Origin of the sequence: Actinoplanes sp. NPDC020271, from assembly GCF_044388125.1 — a bacterium.
Taxonomy (GTDB): Bacteria; Actinomycetota; Actinomycetes; order Mycobacteriales; family Micromonosporaceae; genus Actinoplanes.
Genome location: NZ_JBIRWQ010000013.1, coordinates 1 through 19,076, shown reverse-complemented (window position 1 = coordinate 19,076; position 19,076 = coordinate 1). Strand labels below are relative to the sequence as shown.

Below are 19,076 nucleotides of genomic sequence, written 5' to 3'. Positions count from 1 at the left end.
CCACCCGCTCCCGCCGCCACCCCATGATCACATCGATGTCGTCCCCGGTAGCCCTCTCGATGATCACGATCGCCCCCGTTCTGACAAGGCCGTCGAGCCCGCGCTCGTAAGGCCGCCGATCCCGCAAGAATGCCGTTCCCGCACCGCAAATCCAGTGACGATGCCGCCTCGCGAGCCGATCCGGGCCGGTCGGCTTGATCCAGCGCGGGAGTGGCGGAGGAGCCGGAGGCTGCCGCCTGGCGAGCCGATCCGGGCCGGTCGGCTTGATCAGGCGCGGGAGTGGCGGAGGAGCCAGATGAAGTAGGGGGTTCCGACCAGGGCCATCATCAGGCCGGCCGGGATCTGGGAGGGGGCGATGACCGTGCGGCCGAGGGCGTCGGCGACGCCGACGAGCAGGGCGCCGAGCAGCATGGCGACCGGGATGACGCGGCCGTGGCGGGCGCCGACGAGGCTGCGGGCGAGGTGCGGCGCGACGAGGCCGGCGAAGCCGACGACGCCGACGGCGATGACGCTCACCGCGGCGGTGACGGCGGCGATCGTCAGCAGGGTGAGTCGCGCGGCTTCACGACGTACGCCGAAGATTTTCGGGGTGTCTTCGTCGATGGACAAGAGGTCGAGCTGGCGGCGCAGGCCCAGCACCAGGGGAGTGGCGACGAGGAGGACGATCGCGACCGGGAGCACGTCCGGAAATGATCGGCCGTAGGTGGTTCCGGACAGCCAGGTCAGGATGCGTGGCGTGTCCCACGGGTCGGCGCGCAGCAGCAGGAACGTGCTGATGTCGGTGAGCGCGTACCCGCAGCCGATTCCGATCAGCAGAAACCGGTCGGGCATGATGCCGCCGCGCCAGGCGAGGACGGCGATCAGCGCGAACGTGGCGAGTCCCATGGTGACGGCGGTGACGACGAGCGCGGGCCGCCCGCCGGAGCCGGAGGTCACCACGATGACCGCGCCCAGACCGGCGCCGGCCGTGATGCCCAGGACGCCCGGTTCGGCGAGCGGGTTGCGGACGGTGCCCTGCACGACGGTTCCGGCCAGGGCGAGCGCGGCTCCGGCGACGACGGCCGCGGCGACGCGCGGGGCCCGGTCGTCGAGTGCGCGGGCGATCAGATCCGGCGCGGTGCCCTGCAACCAGAGGACCACATCCCCGGTACGCAACCACAGGCTCCCGGCCAGCAGACCACCGATCACCACCGTGATCAGCAGCGCGGCGACGAGGGTCAGGACGGTCATGAAGCGGCGGCGGGAGCGGACCGCGACGTGCGCGCGGGGTGCTTCCCGTCCGGCGCCGACGTCGCGCAGCCGCAGCGCGAGGATCACGATGACTGCGGCGCCGAGCAGCGAGGTGGGGATGCCGGTGGGGATCGACGCGGCGGCCTGAGCGCCGAGGACCGCGCGCAGCACCGCGTCGGCGAGCAGCACGAGCAGGGCGCCGGCCAGACCGCAGGCCGGGATGAGGAACGCGTGCCGGCTCAGTACGCCGATCCGGTTGGCGGCGAGGCGCACGGCGACGGGCGCGGCCAGGCCGATGAACGCGATCGGCCCCGCGAGGGTCACCGAGACGCTGGTCAGCAGCACCGCGCAGAGGATCGCGAGGATCCGGGTGGAGCGGATCGGCACGCCGAGCGAGGCGGCCGTGTCGTCGCCGAGGCCGAGCACGTCGAGGCGCCGGGACAGCAGGACGGCGACGGCGAGCACGGCGACGACGACCGGGGCGGCGCGGGTGGCGGCGTCCAGGTTGAGCTGGGCGAGGGAGCCGCTGCCCCACGCGTACAGGCCGGTGGTGTTCTCCTTGAACAGGATCAGCAGGATCGCGGTGGCCGCGTCGAGGGCCATCGCGACCGCGGAGCCGGCCAGGATCAGCCGGGTCGAGCCGATGCCGGACGCGGTGCCGACCAGCGCGAGCACGAGTCCGGCGGCGAGCAGGCCACCGCCGAACGCGACCGCGCCCGAGGCCCACAGCGGCACGGCCAGGTTGAACGCGGCGACCGTGCAGAGAGCGAAGTACGACCCGGCGGTGACGGCCAGGGTGTCCGGGGCGGCGAGCGCGTTGCGGGTGACCGACTGCAGCAGCGCACCGCTGGCGCCGAGCGCGACCCCGACCGCGATCCCGGCGAACATGCGGGGCAGGCGGGAGCCGGTGACGATGTCGCCGATCGGGACGCCGCCGACGTTCGTGTGCGCGCCGAGCAGGTAACGCAGCAGATCCCAGAACCCCACGCCGGAGGTGCCCTGCGTGACGTGCCACAGCCCGACCAGGATCACGGTGACGAGCAGGACGGCAAGCACTGCCGCCCCGCTCGCGCCGCGTCCGAGCCCGACCGGAGCTCGGGTGTCGCTCACTGCTTGGTCAGGATCTTCACGTAGGCGTCGATCGCCTCTTCGTTGGACCGCGGGCCGCCGGCGCCCCAGACGCCGGCCGGGAACGCGTACGCGCGCTTCTCGGTCACGGCCGGGAGCTTCGTCCAGATCGGGCTCTTGACCAGCTCTTTGACGTAGCTCTCGGCGGTCTGGTCATCGGAGTAGAACAGCGTCGCGCTGCCGACGGCGGTGAGACCCTCGATGTCGGTCTGGGCGAGGCCGTACGCGGGGTCGACGCCCCCGCTGCCGTACGTCTTGTTGATCGCGTCGGTCCACGCCGCGGTCATCCCGAGCTGCTCGCCGAGCTCGGTGAAGAGCGCACCCTGGCCGTACGGGCGGATGACGACGTTGCCACCCTCGATCCAGCCGTCGAAGAACAGGAAGTCCTCGGCGGTCACGTTCGCGGCCGCGACCTTCGTCTTCGCCTCGGTCAGGTGCTCGTCGAACTGCTTGAGTACCAGGTCGGCCCGCTCGGTGCGCCCGGTCGCCCGGGCGATCATCGAGAAGACCTTCTTCATGTTCGCGATCTGGCCGGTCGCGTCGGCGCCGACCGTCGCGAGCACCGGCACGCCGCGCTTCTCCAGCTTGCCGATGATCTCGTCGTCGGCCTTGAACGCCTCGACGATGATCAGGTCCGGGTTGGCCGCGTACAGCTTGTCGAGGTCGGGCTCGCCGCGTTCACCGGTGTCGACCGCGGTCGCGGGCAGGGTCTCGGCCTTCACGTACGTGCTGTAGCCCTTGGCGTCGGCGACCGCGACCGGGTTCAGACAGAGCGTCAGCACGTCCTCGGTCTGCTGCCACTCCAGGACCGCGACCCGGGACGCCGGCGCGGCCAGCTCGACCTTGCGGCCGACGCCGTCGGTCAGCGACACCGGGCCGGTCGCCGTCGTGGTCTTGTCGTCGGCGCAGGTCTGCGACGCCGGCGCGGCCGGGGTCCCGGCGGCCGGCTCGACCTTCGTGGTGCCGCAGGCGGTGAGCGCCGCGGTCACGGCAAGGGTCGCCGCGGTGGCCGCGAGGCGGGAAACGGGGATCATGCGGTTCGTTCTCCTGGGTGGATCATCGTGCGGCCGGGGTGCCGCCCGATCGGGTCGATGCGAATCCGGCCGGTGCGCGCGTCGACCTCGACCTCCACGCGCAGGCCGTAGACGTCACTGATGTGCTCGGCGGTGAGCACGTGCACGGGGTCGCCGGTGGCGTGGACCCGGCCGTCCTTCATCAGGACGAGCGTGTCGGCGACGCGGGCGGCGTGGTCGAGGTCGTGCAGCACGATCCCGACGGCGACACCCCGGTCGTCGGCCAGATCGCGTACCACGTCGAGGGTTTCGATCTGATAGCGCAGATCCAGGTGGTTGGTCGGCTCGTCGAGCAGCACGACGCCGGTCTCCTGAGCGAGGCACGCCGCCAGCCAGACGCGCTGCATCTCGCCGCCGGAGAGCTCACCGACAGGACGAGAAGCCATTTCCCGTACGCCGGTAGCGGTCATCGCGTTGTCGACGGCGTCCCGATCGCTGGGGGAGAGCCCGGCGAAGCGGCGCCGATGCGGGTGCCGCCCGAACGCGACGACCTCACTGACCGTCAAGCCGTGCGGGGCCTGGCGGGACTGCGAGAAGAGCGTGACCTCGCGGGCGAACTCCCGTGCGCTGAGCTGTGCCACCGCGCGGTCCTGGAGCAGCACCCGGCCGTCGTCGACGCGGTGCAGCCGGGCGAGCGAGCGCAGCAGGGTCGACTTGCCGCTGCCGTTCGGGCCGATCAGCGCCGTGACGCGACCGGGCTGCAGCGTGACCGAGACGCCGTGGACCACGGGCGCCTGGCCATAGCCGAGCACGAGCTGCTCACCGCGCAGGACGGACGTGGACACCATCGGACTCCGACTCGGTTAGGGTTGCCTTGCCTAACAGAGGCTAGATGATGATCTTGTTGCTCGGCAATCCGGGAGTCCGGACACCGGATACGGGACTCCGGACGTCAGCGCGCCCGGGGTCACCGAGTCGTCCGCGGCCGGTGACACGGCGTGGCGGATCACCGTGCCCGGGCCGCGCCGCCACGCGCCCGGGCTCAGGTCCCGGTGCGGCGTGGCGGCAGCGTAGTCGCCGCGCTGTTTGGACGGGCCGCGCGCACCGGCCCGGGCCTGCGTGCGAGCTGACCCGCGCCGGCCCGGGCTCATCCTTGAACCGGTCAGCAGCAGCCCGGCGAGGCCGCCACCGCGACCGGCGCCGAATCGGTGGCAGCGGGGTCGGCGCAGCAGCTCTCAGCGGCCGCGATCGGCTTGTCGCCGACGGCGGAGTCGCCCTTGACCACATACACCTCCCAGGGCTCGTTGCCCGGGCCGCGGACCCACACCTTGTCCTGCAGCGCGTAGCAGCATTCGGTGTCGCCCTCGGTCAGGGTGATCAGGCCGGCGTCGGTGAGCCGGTTGGTCGCGGCGTCGACCTGCTCGGTCGTCTCGACCTCGACGCCGAGGTGGTCCAGCACGGTCGGCCGGCCGGGCTCGCCTTCGAGCAGGACCAGCTTGAGCGGCGGCTCGGCGATTGCGAAGTTCGCGTACCCGGGGCGGCGCTTGGCCGGCTCGGCGCCGAGGAGTTTGGTGTAGAACGCGACCGAGGCCTCCAGGTCCGAGACACGCAGTGCGAGCTGAACACGGGACATGACACCCTCCACTTATCTAGATGAATCTCTAGATAGCAGCTTGCATCGTTGCCTAGAGGGCTGTCAACCTAGAGGTGTGTCTAGGCAAGAGAAAGTGCTGCCGGTCGCCGGCTGCTGCGAGCCGATGGTCGCCGAAGCGCTGTCCCCGGAGGGCGCGGCCGAGCTGGCCCGCTCGTTCAAGGTGCTCGGCGACCCGGTCCGGCTGAGGGTGCTGTCGCTGATCGCGGCCCGTAAGGGCGGCGAGGTCTGCGTCTGCGACATCACCGACGCGTTCGACCTGACCGGCCCGACGATTTCGTATCACCTGCGGCAGCTGCGCGAGGCCGGCCTGGTCGACTGCCAGCGCCGCGGCACCTGGGTCTACTACTGGATCATCCCGGCCAAGCTTGCCCTGCTCTCGCAGTTTCTCGATCCCGCCGACGCCACCGTTGCGGCGGCCACGCCGTGACCGCACCCGCAGTCCGGATCACGGCGATGACCGACGAGCACGCCGCGCAGGTGCTGGAGATCTATCGGCTCGGCATCGCCACCGGCAACGCCACCTTCGAGACCGAGCCGCCCACCTGGGACCGGTTCACCACCACCCGGCTGCCCGAACACCGCTTCGTCGCCCTCGGCACCGACGACGACGTGCTCGGCTGGGTTGCCTGCAGCGCGGTGTCGGACCGCTGCGTCTACGCCGGCGTCGTCGAACACTCCGTCTACGTCCACCCCGCCCACGGCGGCCGGGGGATCGGCCGGACCTTGCTCAAGGCGCTGATCGCCAGCACCGAGCAGGCCGGGATCTGGACGATCCAATCCGGGGTCTTCCCCGAGAACACCGCCAGCCTGGCCCTGCACGCCGCCTGTGGCTTCCGCACCGTCGGCACCCGGATGCGGGTCGCCCAGCACCACGGCACCTGGCGCGACGTCATCCTCGTCGAACGCCGCAGCTCCAGCATCAACTGACCACCGGAGAACGCCGTGCGCCGGCTCGCCGAAGCCTCATCAGGACAGACAGTGGATGGCGACCACGATGCGGTAGGTCGTTCCGGTCAACTCGGCGGAGACGACGTCCAATTCGGCGGGGCGCCGGTCGGTCCGGACCAGGGAACCCTTCTTCGCCGCCAGGCAGCTCGGCCAATGCCCGACCAGACGGGTGTTCTTCGCGTCGGTCCATTCGGTGATCGCGGTCTGGTACTCGCCGTTGTCCGCGGTTGTGGCGGCCTCGAGAACGAGACGCTGGGCGTCCTCGTTCGACCAGGTCACCGTGCCCTTGATCCGTCGAGGCGCGGCCGTGTGATCCCGCCAGGCCCACGCCGCCCCGAACCCGGCGCCGGCCGCCAGGATCAGGCCGGCCACGATCGGCGCTCGCAGTCCCTTCACAAGATCACGTTACCGCCGCCGCGTCGGTGTCGGAGGGCGATCCCCGTAGGCGCGCGGGCCGACCGCTGGGGCGGTTGACATGCCGGCGCCGGAGCCCCCAAATCAGATGATCATCCTGGCTCCGACGGAGTTCGCCGCTTCGACGTCGACGGCGTGGCGCCGGTGCGCTGTCCCGGATCTGTCCCGGAAAGCCGCCGGCGGCCGCCGGCGGGAGCGAGCCGTTCCTAGGCTCGGCGCCGTGGAGAGTGATCGGAACCCTGGCGGGACCCGGCGGCGCACCCTGCTGGGGGTCGCGGCCGGTGGGATGGCGGGGCTGGTCGCCGGTTGCCGGGGCCAGGACGGCCCTCGGGATCCGACGACCGGACCGGCTGTCGAGCACCAGACCGGTGTGGTGTCCCGGCCGCCCGGATTTCTGCAGATGGTCGCCCTGGATGTCGGCGGCGGGGCCGGCCGGGTTGTCGCGGGGCTCGCCGATCGGATCGAGCGGGTGCACTCGGTGGGGGCCGGGAGCGTCACGGTGGGCGTCGGGGCTTCGCTGTTCACCGCCGGGGCGGACCGGCCGCGGCTGCTCACCGATATGCCGGCGTTTCCCAACGACGTGCTGGACGAGGCGTGGTGCCACGGGGACCTGCTGGTGCAGGTGGGCGGGTCAGGTGCGGACCAGGTGGCCGCGATCGCCGCGGATCTGGTCACGGCGGCGGGCGACGACGCGCGGGTGCGGTGGCGGCTCGACGGGTTCCGGGCTGAGAACGGGACCACCGCCGCGGGGCGGCCGTCGACCCGTAACCTGTTCGGATTCCGGGAGGGCTCCGGGAACCCGGATCCGTCCGACGCGGCGCTGATGGATCGGCTGGTCTGGACCGGCGCGGACGAGCCCCCATGGGCGGCGGGTGGCACCTACCAGGTCGTACGGCTGATCCGGTTCGCTGTCGATCTGTGGGATCGGGAGCCGGTGCCGTTTCAGGAGGCGGCGATCGGACGGCATCAATCCGACGGGGCGCCGCTCGCCGGTGGAGCAGAAGACGCGACCATCGACTACTCCGGTGACCCGGCCGGGGCGGTCACCCCGCTCGGGGCGCACATCCGGCGTGCCAACCCGCAGACCGCGGAGAGCCGTGATCATCGAATCCTGCGGCGCGGGTACTCCTACCGTCGGGCGGATGACGACCAGGGGCTTATCTTCGTCTGCTTCCAGCGGGACCCGGAGAACGGCTTCGCGGCCATCCAGCGCAGGCTCGCGGGGGAGACCCTGGACCGGTACGTGTTGCCGTTCGGCGGCGGCTACTTCTTCGTTCCGCCGTCGGTGTCCGCCCTGGCCGGGATGCTGGGCGGCTGAGCGTCGAGCGTCAGCAGACGGGTGGCGTCGGCGGCGGCGCGCCGGACGGTGACCAGGTGCTCGGCGGCCGGGGCGTCGCGGCTGCCGAGGATCCGGGCGGCGGCGCGGGCGGCCTCGTCGATGGTGGCGATGTGCCGCGCCAGCGCCTGTCGCATGTCCGGCGGTGGACCGTCCGCGGGGCGGCGGCGGGTGCCTCGCGCGGCCACCCATTCGGCCCGCAGATCGGCCGGGTCGGCGTCGCAGATCCGGCACAGCTCGGCCACGACCGGCCAGGGCGGGACGGCCTGCCCGGACATGTAGCGCGATAGGGCAGAGTCGCTGACGAACATGGTTTGTTGCAGCTCACGTAGGGTGCGGCCGGACCGGGTGTAGACCCCACGGAATTTCTCGGCGAACGCGGAACGCATCGAATACCCCCGTATCCATCGTGCCGGTCGGAGCTTATACACATCGACGGACATCTGTCCCGATCCCGTCCCGCACAATGGCGAATCTATCGCCCTTCGTGAATCGATACCGCGACGATGGTCCCGCCCGATGACGTCCTCTGTGGACCTTTCTGGAGGCTGAAGTGCCGACCGTCCATCGCACCTCCCGCCGGCTCGCCGGAGTCGCTCTGGCAGCGCTTCTCGTCACCCCGATCTGGCCGGGCCGGCCCGCTGCGGCCGCTCCGGATGCCCCACCGCGAGTCGCCGCCGCGGCCCCGGCCGCTGCCGACTACGCGTACGACGGTGCTGGTCAACTGCGCGGCGTCAGCACACCCGAGGGGACTGCCCAGTACGACTACGACGACTCCGGCAATCCCACTTCGGTGACCCGGCTCGCGGCCGGTGCCGTCGCGGTCAGCAGCATCGCACCGAGCCGTGCTGCGGCCGGCGCCGCCGTCACCGTCAGCGGTGCCGGGTTCGCGACGACCGTCGCCGGTAACACGGTCAGGTTCAACGGCGTCACCGCGACGGTGACCTCGGCGTCGGCGGCCCGGCTGGTGGTCACCGTCCCGTCCGGGGTGACCGCCGGGCCGGTTACGGTCACCACCTCCGGCGGCACCGCAACCAGCCGGCAGAGCTTCACCCCGATCGCGGCGGCGCCGGTGCCGGTGATCACATCGTTCAGCCCGGCGCTCGGCGCGGCCGGCACGAGCGTCACGATCACCGGCACCGGCTTCTCGGCGACGGCCGCCGCCGACAACGTCGCGTTCGGCGCCACCCGGGCCCGAGTCACGGCAGCCACGACCACCAGCCTCACCGTCACCGTGCCTCAAGCTGCCGGATCGGGCCGGATCACGGTGGGCACCACCGGCGGGATCGCGACCAGCGCGACCGACTTCGTCGCGGTACCCAAGCCGTTCGCCACCACCGACGTGTCCACCAGCGGGACGCTGACCGTCGACGGGACCGCCACCACCGTCACGTTCGGCACCGCGGGCAAGGCCGCCGTCCTGCGCTTCACCGGGACGAAGGGCCAGCGCCTCAGCTTCGGGGTCACCGGGTCCACCGTCGGTGACCTGAACATCTACGGGTACACCCCGTCCGGCGCGGCGTTCGCCCGGAACCTGTTCGAGGCCCCGTGGACGCAGACGTCGCTGGCCGGCGGCCTCGCCCTGCCGCCGCTGCCGACCAGCGGCGTGTACCAGATCGCCCTCAAGCCGGTGACCGCGTCCGCGACCGGCTCCGCGGTGGCCACCCTGTCCACGCGCACGGTGTCGGCACTGAACCTGACCGGGTCGGGTACGACGGCGTCCTTCGCGCGGGCCGGCCAGCAGGTGGACCTCACCTTCGCCGCCACCGCCGGTCAGCAGATGGGCATCGGTCTGACCGGCAGCACTCTGAGCAGCACCAGCCTGACCGCGCAGATCCTCGACGCGAACGGCTCGGCGCTGTTGTGGAACGACGCCAACGGCAACCAGTTCAAGCGGACCCTGGTCGGCCTCAGCGGCTACGACCTGGACTTCGTCGCGCCCACGACCGGCACCTACACACTGACGCTCGGCTCCAGCGACGCCGCCACCGGCTCGGTGCTGGTGACTGCCTCGGCCGCGCAGAACCTCGGCACGCTGACCCCGGGCACCGCCAAGGTCGCCTCGGTCACCCGCCCCGGCCAGGACCTGCTGGCCACCTTCAGCGGCACGGCCGGTCAACTGCTGAGCCTCGACTTCGAGTCGGCGACCTCGACGTACCTGCCGGACGTCTTCCTGGTCGGTCCGGACGGCGCCGTACTGTCCGAGAGCTCCGCCTCCAGCGGCCGGGCTGACCTGCCGGCCCTGCCGGCGACCGGCACCTACACGCTGCGGATCAACCTGTATTCCGGAACCGGCAGCTTCGGCCTGAAACTGTGGCAGCGAACCAGTTCCGGGGCGCTGAGCCTGACCGGCGCCGGCACGTCAGTCAGCTTCACCTCGGCCGCGACACTCGCCGACCTCAGCTTCACCGCGACCGCCGGCGGGGTTTACACCTTCGCCCTGAGCAACTGGACACTGCCGGCCACCGGCAGCGTGCGCGCCCGGATCCTCGACGCGTCCGGCGCGGTGGTGCAGGACTACACCATCGGCTCGCTCGGCACGGTCAACCTCGCCGCGGCCACCAGCGGCACGTTCCACCTGCTGCTCGCCCCGACCGGCGGAGCCACCGGCGGACTGCTGGTCACCTGGTCGCAGCGGATCCTCGGTGGCAGCCTGACACAGGGCAGCACTTCGGCGATCAGCGTCACCCGCCCGGGGCAGATGACGCTGTTCACGTACGCCGGCACCGCCGGTCAGAGGCTCGCGTTGATGGCCGACACCTACACGTTCGCGCACGCCGTCACGGCCGTGGTCTACAACCCGGACGGCACGGTGCTCTACAACGGCCTGTTGCGCGGCCGGTTGTTCGACCTGGCCGCGCTGCCGGCCACCGGCAGCTACCAGATCCTGCTCGAGCCGTCGGCCGAGACCGGCACGCTCACGTTCACACCGGTGATCGCGGTCAACGGCGGCACGCTCGCGGTCGGCGGCACGGCCCCGACGTACACCGTCCCGGCCGGCGGCCGGTACCTCGACGCCACGTTCACGGTCGGCGCCGGGCAGCGGATCTCGCTCGGCTTCACCGGGTGGACCTTCGCCAGCAGCACCCTGCTGGTCCGGATCACCGACTCGAGCGGCACCGCACTGTACGAGTCGACGCTGACCAAGACGGGCAGCCTCGACTACCCCGATCTGGCGGCCGGCACCTACCGCGTGGATCTCGTCGCCACCGACCGAGGCGCAGGAGCCGTCGTGGTGACCGCGTCGGCGCAGGTCAACGGAGGCTCGTTCACACTCGGCGCGGCGAAGACGATCACCGCGTCGCGGATCGGGCAGAGCACCTATGCCGTCTACGCCGGCACGTCCGGGCAACTGCTGGCCCTGGCCTACACCAACGTCACGATGACGTACTACCCGAGCGTCGTGGTCCGCGACGCGACCGGAACGGTGATCGCCGCGCTGGCCGGTGCGGCCACCGTCAACCTCCCAGCCCTGCCGGCCACCGGGACGTACACCATCACGATCAGTCCGTACTCGGCGTCCGGCAGCGCCACCGCGACGCTCAAGACACGGACAGCGCCGGCTGCCGGCAGCGCCTCGACGCTGAGCGCTCAGGTCCGGCTGAGCACACCGCCGGCCGGCCCCGTCGCCCGGAAGAACACCGCGTGGCACCGTACGCCCCAGAAGCTCTCCTCGGCGGAGCCGAGAACGGCGACCGGAGCGCAGCCGCGGCCGAAGCCGGGAGCTGGGGAGAGCTGGGCCCCGGACGCGGCGACGCTGGCCGGGCGGGGCTGGACCACCGGACGGACCACGGTGCTGGCCGACAATACGCCCCGCCAGGGGCCTGGTGGCGCCACCGCGCTCAGCGGCCGGATCCTGACGCTGGAGGACAAGCCGCTGCCCGGCGTGACGGTCAGCGTGGACGCGGTCGCCGTCACCAGTGACGCCGACGGCAGGTTCCTCCTGACCGGGCTGACCCCGGGACATCGGGTGCTGCGCGTCGACGGCTCCACGGCCGGCTCACCGGGTCGCGCCTTCGGCCTTCACGACATCGGCGTCGACGTCAAGGCCGGCGTCACCACCGTGCTGCCGTACACGATCTGGCTGACCCGCCTCGACACCACGCACACGGTCACGTTCGCCTCGCCGGCCAAGGCCGAGGTCCGGATCACCACGCCGGCCATCCCGGGGCTCGAGGTGCGACTACCGTCCGGCAGCGTCGTGCGCGACGTGCACGGCAAGGTCGTCACCCAGCTCGGCATCACCGCGATCCCGGTCGACCGCACGCCGTTCCCGCTACCCCGCTCACAGGTACCCAGCTACTTCACTGTCCAGCCGGGCAGCTCCTACGTCTTCCCGGCCGGCGCCCGGGTCATCTATCCGAACTTCACCCACGCCAAGCCCGGCGCCTCGATGGACTTCTGGCACTACGACCCGGCCGGCAAGGGCTGGTACGTGTACGGCAAGGGCCGGGTGACCAGCGACGGCAAGCGCGTCGAGCCGGCCAAGGGCACCGAGGTATACCAGTTCACCGGCGCGATGCTGATCACGCCGAGCGCCGACCCGCCGCCGTCCTCGGCGCCGGCCGCGGGCGGGGGTGACTACGACGGCGACCCGGTCGACCTGAACACCGGCCTGATCGTCGACCGGCACACCGACCTGACCGTCGATGACCTCATCCCGATCAGCGTCACCCGTACCTACCAGCAGAGCGACGTCGGGCGGCGGACTTTCGGCATCGGCGTCAACTTCGACTACAGCCTCGACCTGTACCGCAGCGCGAACAATTACCTGGAGTGCTGGCTGCTGCTGCCCGACGGCGGCCGGATCCACTACCACCGGACCTCACCCGGAGGCACCGGTGCCTCCGACTACCTCAACGCGGTCTTCGCCGCCGACCCGACCCCGACCGAGTACAACGCGTCGTCACTGGCGTGGAACGGCGACGGCTGGGACCTGACCCTGCGCAGCGGGCTCACCTACATCTTCGGCACCGAGGCGCCGCTGCAGGGCATCCGCGACAAGTTCGGCAACACGGTCACCATCACCCGTGATCCGGCCCCGGCGGCCGCCGACGGCAACGTGCACGCCGAGGGGCCGATCACCCAGATCACCTCACCGAGCGGCAAGTGGATCCGCTTCGAGCACGACTCGGCCAACCGGATCACCCGGGCCGAGGACGTGCTCGGGCGGGCGGTGACCTACACGTACACCACCGACGGACACCTGTGGACGGTCACCGATCCCGCTCAGGGGGTCACCACCTATACGTACGAGTCGGGACGGCTCAAGACCATCAAGGATCCGCGCGGCACCGTCTTCCTGACCAACACGTACGACTCGGCCGGCCGGGTGAGGACACAGACCCTGCCGGACAATGCGACCTACCAGTTCACGTACGGCAGCGGTTTCACCGACCTGACCGATCCGCGCGGCCACGTCCGGCACGTCACGTTCAACAACGCCGGGTTCAAGACCTCGGAGACGGCCGCCTACGGCACCACCTCGGCCGTGACCACCACCTTCGCCCGGGACCCGGCCAGCAACCGGATCACCGCGGTGACCGACCCGCTCAACCGTCGCACCGAATACGGCTACGACACTCTGGGTAATCTCGCCAGCGTCACCGCGCTGGCCGGCACCGGGCGGGCGCGGACCACCACGTACACCTACGGCGGCCCGTTCAGCCAGCTCAGCAGGGTGACCGACCCGCTCAACCACTCGACCGACTACGGCTACCAATCCGACGGCGCCCTGCACACGGTGACCGATCCGATGAGCCGCGTCACCACGTTCACCACCAACGAGGCCGGCCAGGTCGGCAAGGTCACCGACAACCAGAACAAGACCACCACCCTCACGTACGGCTTGGGCGACCTCACCGCGGTCAGCGACCCGCTGGGCCGGATCACCCGCAGCTTCACCGGCGCAGACGGGCGCAAGCAGGTCAGCGCCGACCCACAGGGCAACACCGTCATCGTCGGCTACGACACGGCCGGGCGGATCGCCACCACCTCCGATGGCACGGGCCGGATGACGGCGTTCGAGTACGACCCGAACGGCAACCTGTACAAGGTCACCGATCCGCGGTCGCACACCACGGTCTACGCCTGGGACACCAGCGACCGGCTGCAGACGGTCACCGATCCGCTCAACCGGGCCACCGCATACACCTACGACGCCAACGGCAACCTCAAGACCGAGACCAAGCCGAGCGGCAAGCAGACGGTCTACGACTACGACGATCTCGACCGGCTCGCCACGGCCCGCTACGGCGTCTCCGGCAGCACACAAGAGAGCACCACCACCTACCAGTACGACGCCGGCGACCGGGTCCGGACCGTGAACGACTCGGCCGGCGGCGCGATCACGATCACCCCGGACGACTTCGACCGGCCGCAGACGGTGGCCGGCGCGCAGGGGCAGGTCGCCTACACCTACGACGCGGCCGGGCGCCGTGCCACGATGACCGCCTCCGGCCAGGGCCAGACCGTCTACGGGTACAACAACGCCGACCAGCTCACCTCGGTGACCCGCGGCAGTGACGCGGTGAGCATCGGCTATGACACCCTCGGACGGCGGCAGACGCTCACGCTGCCGGCCGGGATCACCCAGACGTACGGCTACGACGATGCCGGCGGACTGACCAGCATCGGCTACGCCCGGGGCACGACCACGCTGGGCGCCATCACGTATCAGCTGGACGCGCTGGGCCGCCGGGTCCACGTGGACGGCAGCTACGGCCGGGTTGCGCTACCGGCCGCATCGGCGGCCACCACCTACGATGCGGGCGACCAGCGGGCCGGCGTCACCTACGACGGCGACGGCAACGTGACCCGCGACTCCGCCGGCGCGTACACGTGGAACGCCCGCGGGCAGCTGACCGCCGCCGGAGCCACCACGTACGGCTACGACGCACTCGGCCGCCAGGCCACCCGCACGGCGGCCGGGACGACGACGTCCTACCTGTACGACGGGCTCAACGCCGTACAGGAGACCGTCGGTACGTCGACGACGAATCTGCTGACCGGCGACGTCGACGAGGTGTTCGCCCGCAACGCCCGGTCGCTGTTGACCGACGCGTTGGGCAGCACGATCGCTTCGGCCGACACCTCGGTGGCCGCCGAGTACACCTACGACCCGTTCGGCGGCACCACTCTCACCGGGGACGACCAAGGCAACCGGACCCGGTTCGCCGGGCGCTCGGACGAAGGCGGCGGCGTCTACCAGTACCGCAACCGCTTCTACTCGGCGACCGCCCAGCAGTTCCTCAGTCGCGATCCGCTGGGCCTGGCCTCCGGCGACGCGAACCCGTACCGGTACGTCGGCAACCAGCCGACTACGCTGACCGATCCGCTCGGCACCAAGCCGCAAGGCACCGGCGGCCTGCCGAACCGGGTCTTCCCGATCGTCGAGCCGGATCCGCAGTCGACCATGCCGGCCAGCGAGTGGATCACCTCCGCCGCCGGTGCCACGGCCGGCGAGCGGCACTTCTTCGTGGTCATGCAGGGCGGCCAGGTCCGGGCCATCGCGGGTAGCCGGTTCGACACCGAGTTCCAGCAGGTCGACCCGGTGCACGGGCGGCTGTGGCCGGGGCACACCAGCCTGGCCGAGCGACAGTCGGTGTGGATGGCCGGGACCTTCGAGCTCGACGGCAACGGAGTCCTCGTCGAGATCACCAACCATTCCGGGCATTACAAACCCAACGACAGTCTGCCCGGCTTCCGCCCGATCGAGGACGTCGCCCGCGACGCGCTGGGCCGGGCGGGATTCCCCGGAGCCGACACGGCCGGCTGGGACGCCTGGTAAACAGTGCACGGGGGCCGCCGCGGCGGCCCCCTTCTCCTTAGGATGTGACGATGCGCCTCGATGTGCCCTGGCCGGTCGTCTGGGCCGGCGGCACCGACGACGACCCACGGATGATCCGTTCCTGGCGGGTGGACGGGGTCCGGACGGCCGCGCTCGCCCCGGACCTGGTCGCCGCCGGCATCCCCTCCGGGATCGAGGTCCGCGACCTCGGTGGCGAGCCGCGCTGGACGACGGCCTGCCCGGAGCCGCGGTGCCTGGCGTTCGCGGACGGGCTGCTGCTCAGCGGGCACGCAGACGGGCTCCGGATCTGGGACGCCGCGACCGGGACGCCACTTCGCCGGGTGCCGGACCCCGGCCAGGTCCAGCAGTTGATCGTCGTGGGCACCGACGTGCTGACCCGCGATGGGCGCGCCCTGGTGCAGCGCTGGCGGCTGCCGTCCGGGCGTCCGGTCGGCGGCCCGCCCCTGCCCGCGGCGCATGCCGTCGCCGGTGGACGGCTCGGTGACGGCCGCCGGGTGCTGCTGGCCGGCCTCGACGGCCTCGCACTTCACGACCTGGACAGCCACGAGCAGACCTGGATCGTCGAACCGCCGCGCCTGGGCCGGGTCCGATCGGTCGCGCTGGGCACGGCGACCGGCCGGGACCTGGTCACCGTCGTCGATCAGAAAGGCTCGATCCAGACCTTCGACGTACGGACGGGCGCCGCGACCGCCGAGCCGATCCTCGCACCGCCCGGCCGTCCGGAGCACGCCCGCCGGCGGCGCCTGGTCGTGGCCGGCGGCATCCTGGCCGTCTCCGACCGGTGGCGTGTGCACCTGTACGACCAGGCCACCTGCGCACCGGCCGGTCCGGCGCTGCCCGGTCCGGTCGCCGCGCCCACCCTGACCGTGGCGGGAGACAGACTGCTCACGTCCTCGGCGGAGGACCACTGTGTCGCCGTGTGGGACCTCAGCCGCCCGGCACCCGGGGAACCCGGACACGACGAGCGGATCGTCGCTCTCGCCCTGGCCGGGCCCGGTGTCGTGGTCAGCGCCGACTCGGCCGGCACGCTGCTGGCCCGTGACACCGCTGACGGCCGGCTGCTGCACCCGCCGGCCCGCACCGGCGTGCCGCACACCCACACCGTGGCGGCGTGGACTGACGGGCCGTCGATCGTGGCGGCGACCGGGGCCGGCACACCCGACCACCGGGATCCGCTCGTACGCCTGCTGGACCTCGCCACCGGCGAGCCGTACCGTCCGCCGATCGACACCGGGCAGCGCGTCGTCTGCCGTCTGGCGGTGACCGGCCCGGAACTGATCACCGAGTACGGCTGGTTACGCAAGTGGCTGATCCGTGACGGCAGCCTGCGCGACGCGTGGATCCCGCCGCCGGGGCCCGCGGCCACCGGCTTCGGTGTGGGCACGCGCGACGGCCGGGACGTCGTGGTCACCTGTGTGCCGGGCCTGCGGTTCGAGGTCCACGACGTGGGCGACCTGAGCGCCGGCCCGGTTGTCGTCCCGGCCGGGCCCGACGACGTCATGCTCGCCGTGTCCGGCCCGCACATCGTCACCCGCGGCCGGGTCCTCGACACCGCCGGGCGCACGATCGCCGCCGGCGTCCGGCGACTGGCGGACGCGACCCTGGCCGCGGTGCGCGTCTGGCCGCAGGCCTACCTGGCGCACGAGGACGGCTCGATCTCCCTGACCGACCTGTTGACCGGTGCCGACCTCGCCCCGCCGGTCACCTTGCCCAGCCGGCCGATCAGTCTGGTCACCGCCGCGGACGGCGACCTGCTGGTGGGCTACGGCAGTGACGTCGCCCGCCTGCGCCCGCACCCGATCTCCTCGAACCCGTGAACCCGATTTCCGGATACGGAGCCGGGCCGTCACGGCTCGGCCCGACCGCGTCGGTCGGGCCGCCGCGGACCGTGCCCACGCCGGATCCGCGTGATGACCGCCGAAGCCGTCGTCGCGTGTCCACGATCAAGCGGCCTGGCCGAGATCGGCTGGCGGAGCGCGGTGTGCCGCGCCGGCCATCAGCAGCGTCGACTCCTGGGCGAACTCGTCCATCGGCTGGCCGGTCGGCGCCCTGACGAGCTGGTATGTGCTCGGCGCGCTTGTCCTCGTCTCGGGTCTCGCCGTGCCGTTCGCCGTGCACCGGGCGGCCGATGTCCGCCCGGCTCACCCGGTCGCGGTGAGCTTTCTCAGTCTCCGAAGGCGACGGCGAGGTCCCGGAAGACGTTCTCGGCACGCTCCAGCTGCCGCCGGTCGAAGCGGCCCGGATCCGCGTGGTGGACCGCTCGGCCGGTCGAGCTCCACAACGCCTGCGGTGACACCACTTCCGCGCCGTAGGCCACGAACTTGCGGGCCTCCGCGACCACCGCGGCCGCTTTCAGGTACTCGTAGTGGGCCAGCAGGCGCTCCTCAGCGTCCAACCCGGCCGGATCCGCGGGCGTGCAGGCGGCGATGGCGTCGGCCACCGCCAGCCACTCGCCGGCGTCCAGCAGCTCGGACGGGCGTTCACCGCCGAAGCTGGGCTCCTCCGGATCGGGGATCAGCGTCTCCTCCGGGAGCCGGAAGGTGAACTCGCGCGGATTGCCGCACTCCGCGCACGCGCCGGTGTATCGGCTGCACAGCTCACCGTGCACGGTGACGGCGTCGACTCTCCGGTCGAACTCGTCCTCGGCGCAGATCTCGCACTCGTGCAGATCCATGAACAGGTGGGCCTCGGCGGTGGACCGGACGAGACCGATCACGGATGGGGCCGGCGGCTCGTCGGCGGCGGGATCGGTCGACCGGAACGTGAACTCGCGCAGCCGGGCACACTTCACGCAGTAGAAGTCGTAACGCACGCCGTAGACCCCACCGATCAGCACTCTCTCACCGGCCGGGTTCGGGATCTCGGTCCTGGTCGAGCGGCACACGCACCGGCGCTTCTTCACGTAGGCGAGGACCTCGTCGAAGGTACGAGCGTACGGAAACGTCATCGGCCACCTCTCGAACACTCGGCGGCACCATTGTCGCCGGGCTCCGCCCGCGGCGCACCCGCCCGGCCAGTTCCCCGGCCACCAGCGACCGGCCGCTCACGGATCACGCCGGACGGCCCGAGCCCGCTGGGTTCCCCCGACTGGTCGTTGCCGGCGCCTCCGGTCCGGACCACCCCGAAGACACGATCGAATTCAGACTTCCCGCGTACGTCGTGAGCGCGCTGCCGTTCCTCACTCGTGGGTGGCGGCGCGGCCGCGCAGGGCGAGAGTCGCGTGGACCTGCGCGAGCTGCGTGGTGGCGGTGAGCATCGCCAGGTCCGCCCCGGGCACGTACGGCTCCTCGGAGTGATCGTCCTCGTTGATGTTGGTCTGATAGTCGACGAGGCAGATCTGGTAGAGGCGCTCGGCCTCGTCGAGGAGCTCGGCGGCGCGGGCGGCATGTTCGTCGGCGGTCATGCTGATCATGGTGTCATTCAGCTGGACGATCCTGCCCACGGCGGGCGGCAACCGGATGGCGACGGGAGCGCCACCGATCTGCGATCACCGGAGTTGAGCGCTCGACGAAGAGAACGGTGCAACCGGCGAACACGCCGGGG

General features: G+C 71.6%; 13 protein-coding genes. 5 read left to right on the top strand and 8 right to left on the bottom strand.

The window, feature by feature from the left end:
- Window positions 1–267: 267 nt before the first annotated feature.
- The 4 genes from ACH442_RS26435 to ACH442_RS26420 all read right to left on the bottom strand — a co-directional run bounded on the left by ACH442_RS26435 (window position 268) and on the right by ACH442_RS26420 (window position 5,004).
- Window positions 268–2,340, bottom strand: coding sequence for an iron ABC transporter permease (locus tag ACH442_RS26435; protein WP_396340795.1), 2,073 nt, complete (start codon window positions 2,338–2,340; stop codon window positions 268–270).
- Window positions 2,337–3,392, bottom strand: coding sequence for an ABC transporter substrate-binding protein (locus ACH442_RS26430; RefSeq protein ID WP_396340794.1), 1,056 nt, complete (start codon window positions 3,390–3,392; stop codon window positions 2,337–2,339). The genes ACH442_RS26435 and ACH442_RS26430 overlap by 4 nt, the downstream gene beginning before the upstream one ends.
- Window positions 3,389–4,219 carry an ABC transporter ATP-binding protein gene (locus ACH442_RS26425; protein ID WP_396340793.1) on the bottom strand — a complete coding sequence of 277 codons (831 nt, stop codon included), beginning with the start codon at window positions 4,217–4,219 and terminating at the stop codon, window positions 3,389–3,391. Before ACH442_RS26425 ends, ACH442_RS26430 begins: the two co-directional genes overlap by 4 nt.
- A 314-nt stretch (window positions 4,220–4,533) precedes the next feature.
- Window positions 4,534–5,004: an ArsI/CadI family heavy metal resistance metalloenzyme gene (locus ACH442_RS26420; protein WP_396340792.1), complete on the bottom strand. Its 471-nt coding sequence runs from the start codon at window positions 5,002–5,004 to the stop codon at window positions 4,534–4,536.
- Window positions 5,005–5,080: 76 nt separating this feature from the next.
- Between ACH442_RS26420 and ACH442_RS26415 the strand changes: the two genes are divergently transcribed.
- Window positions 5,081–5,452, top strand: coding sequence for an ArsR/SmtB family transcription factor (locus ACH442_RS26415; protein WP_396340791.1), 372 nt, complete (start codon window positions 5,081–5,083; stop codon window positions 5,450–5,452).
- Window positions 5,453–5,478: 26 nt separating this feature from the next.
- On the top strand, window positions 5,479–5,952 hold the full coding sequence (locus ACH442_RS26410; RefSeq protein WP_396341019.1) for a GNAT family N-acetyltransferase: 474 nt from the start codon (window positions 5,479–5,481) through the stop codon (window positions 5,950–5,952).
- Window positions 5,953–5,991: 39 nt separating this feature from the next.
- Here the strand turns inward: ACH442_RS26410 and ACH442_RS26405 are convergent, their stop codons facing one another.
- A complete protein-coding gene (locus ACH442_RS26405) occupies window positions 5,992–6,369 on the bottom strand; it encodes a hypothetical protein (RefSeq protein ID WP_396340790.1) in 378 nt (125 codons plus the stop codon).
- 238 nt (window positions 6,370–6,607) lie between these two features.
- Between ACH442_RS26405 and ACH442_RS26400 the strand changes: the two genes are divergently transcribed.
- Window positions 6,608–7,705, top strand: coding sequence for a Dyp-type peroxidase (locus ACH442_RS26400; protein WP_396340789.1), 1,098 nt, complete (start codon window positions 6,608–6,610; stop codon window positions 7,703–7,705).
- Here ACH442_RS26400 and ACH442_RS26395 read toward each other — a convergent pair.
- Window positions 7,651–8,112, bottom strand: coding sequence for a helix-turn-helix domain-containing protein (locus ACH442_RS26395; RefSeq protein ID WP_396340788.1), 462 nt, complete (start codon window positions 8,110–8,112; stop codon window positions 7,651–7,653). The two genes, ACH442_RS26400 and ACH442_RS26395, sit on opposite strands and share 55 nt — an antisense overlap.
- 164 nt (window positions 8,113–8,276) lie before the next feature.
- Here ACH442_RS26395 and ACH442_RS26390 point away from each other — a divergent pair, with 164 nt between their 5' ends.
- Window positions 8,277–15,512 carry an IPT/TIG domain-containing protein gene (locus ACH442_RS26390; protein WP_396340787.1) on the top strand — a complete coding sequence of 2,412 codons (7,236 nt, stop codon included), beginning with the start codon at window positions 8,277–8,279 and terminating at the stop codon, window positions 15,510–15,512.
- 50 nt (window positions 15,513–15,562) lie between these two features.
- Window positions 15,563–17,350, top strand: coding sequence for a hypothetical protein (locus ACH442_RS26385; RefSeq protein WP_396340786.1), 1,788 nt, complete (start codon window positions 15,563–15,565; stop codon window positions 17,348–17,350).
- 347 nt (window positions 17,351–17,697) lie between these two features.
- Here the strand turns inward: ACH442_RS26385 and ACH442_RS26380 are convergent, their stop codons facing one another.
- Window positions 17,698–18,480, bottom strand: a complete 783-nt coding sequence (locus ACH442_RS26380) for a hypothetical protein (RefSeq protein WP_396340785.1) — start codon at window positions 18,478–18,480, stop codon at window positions 17,698–17,700.
- Between the two features lie 231 nt (window positions 18,481–18,711).
- On the bottom strand, window positions 18,712–18,936 hold the full coding sequence (locus tag ACH442_RS26375; protein WP_396340784.1) for a hypothetical protein: 225 nt from the start codon (window positions 18,934–18,936) through the stop codon (window positions 18,712–18,714).
- Window positions 18,937–19,076: the final 140 nt, after the last annotated feature.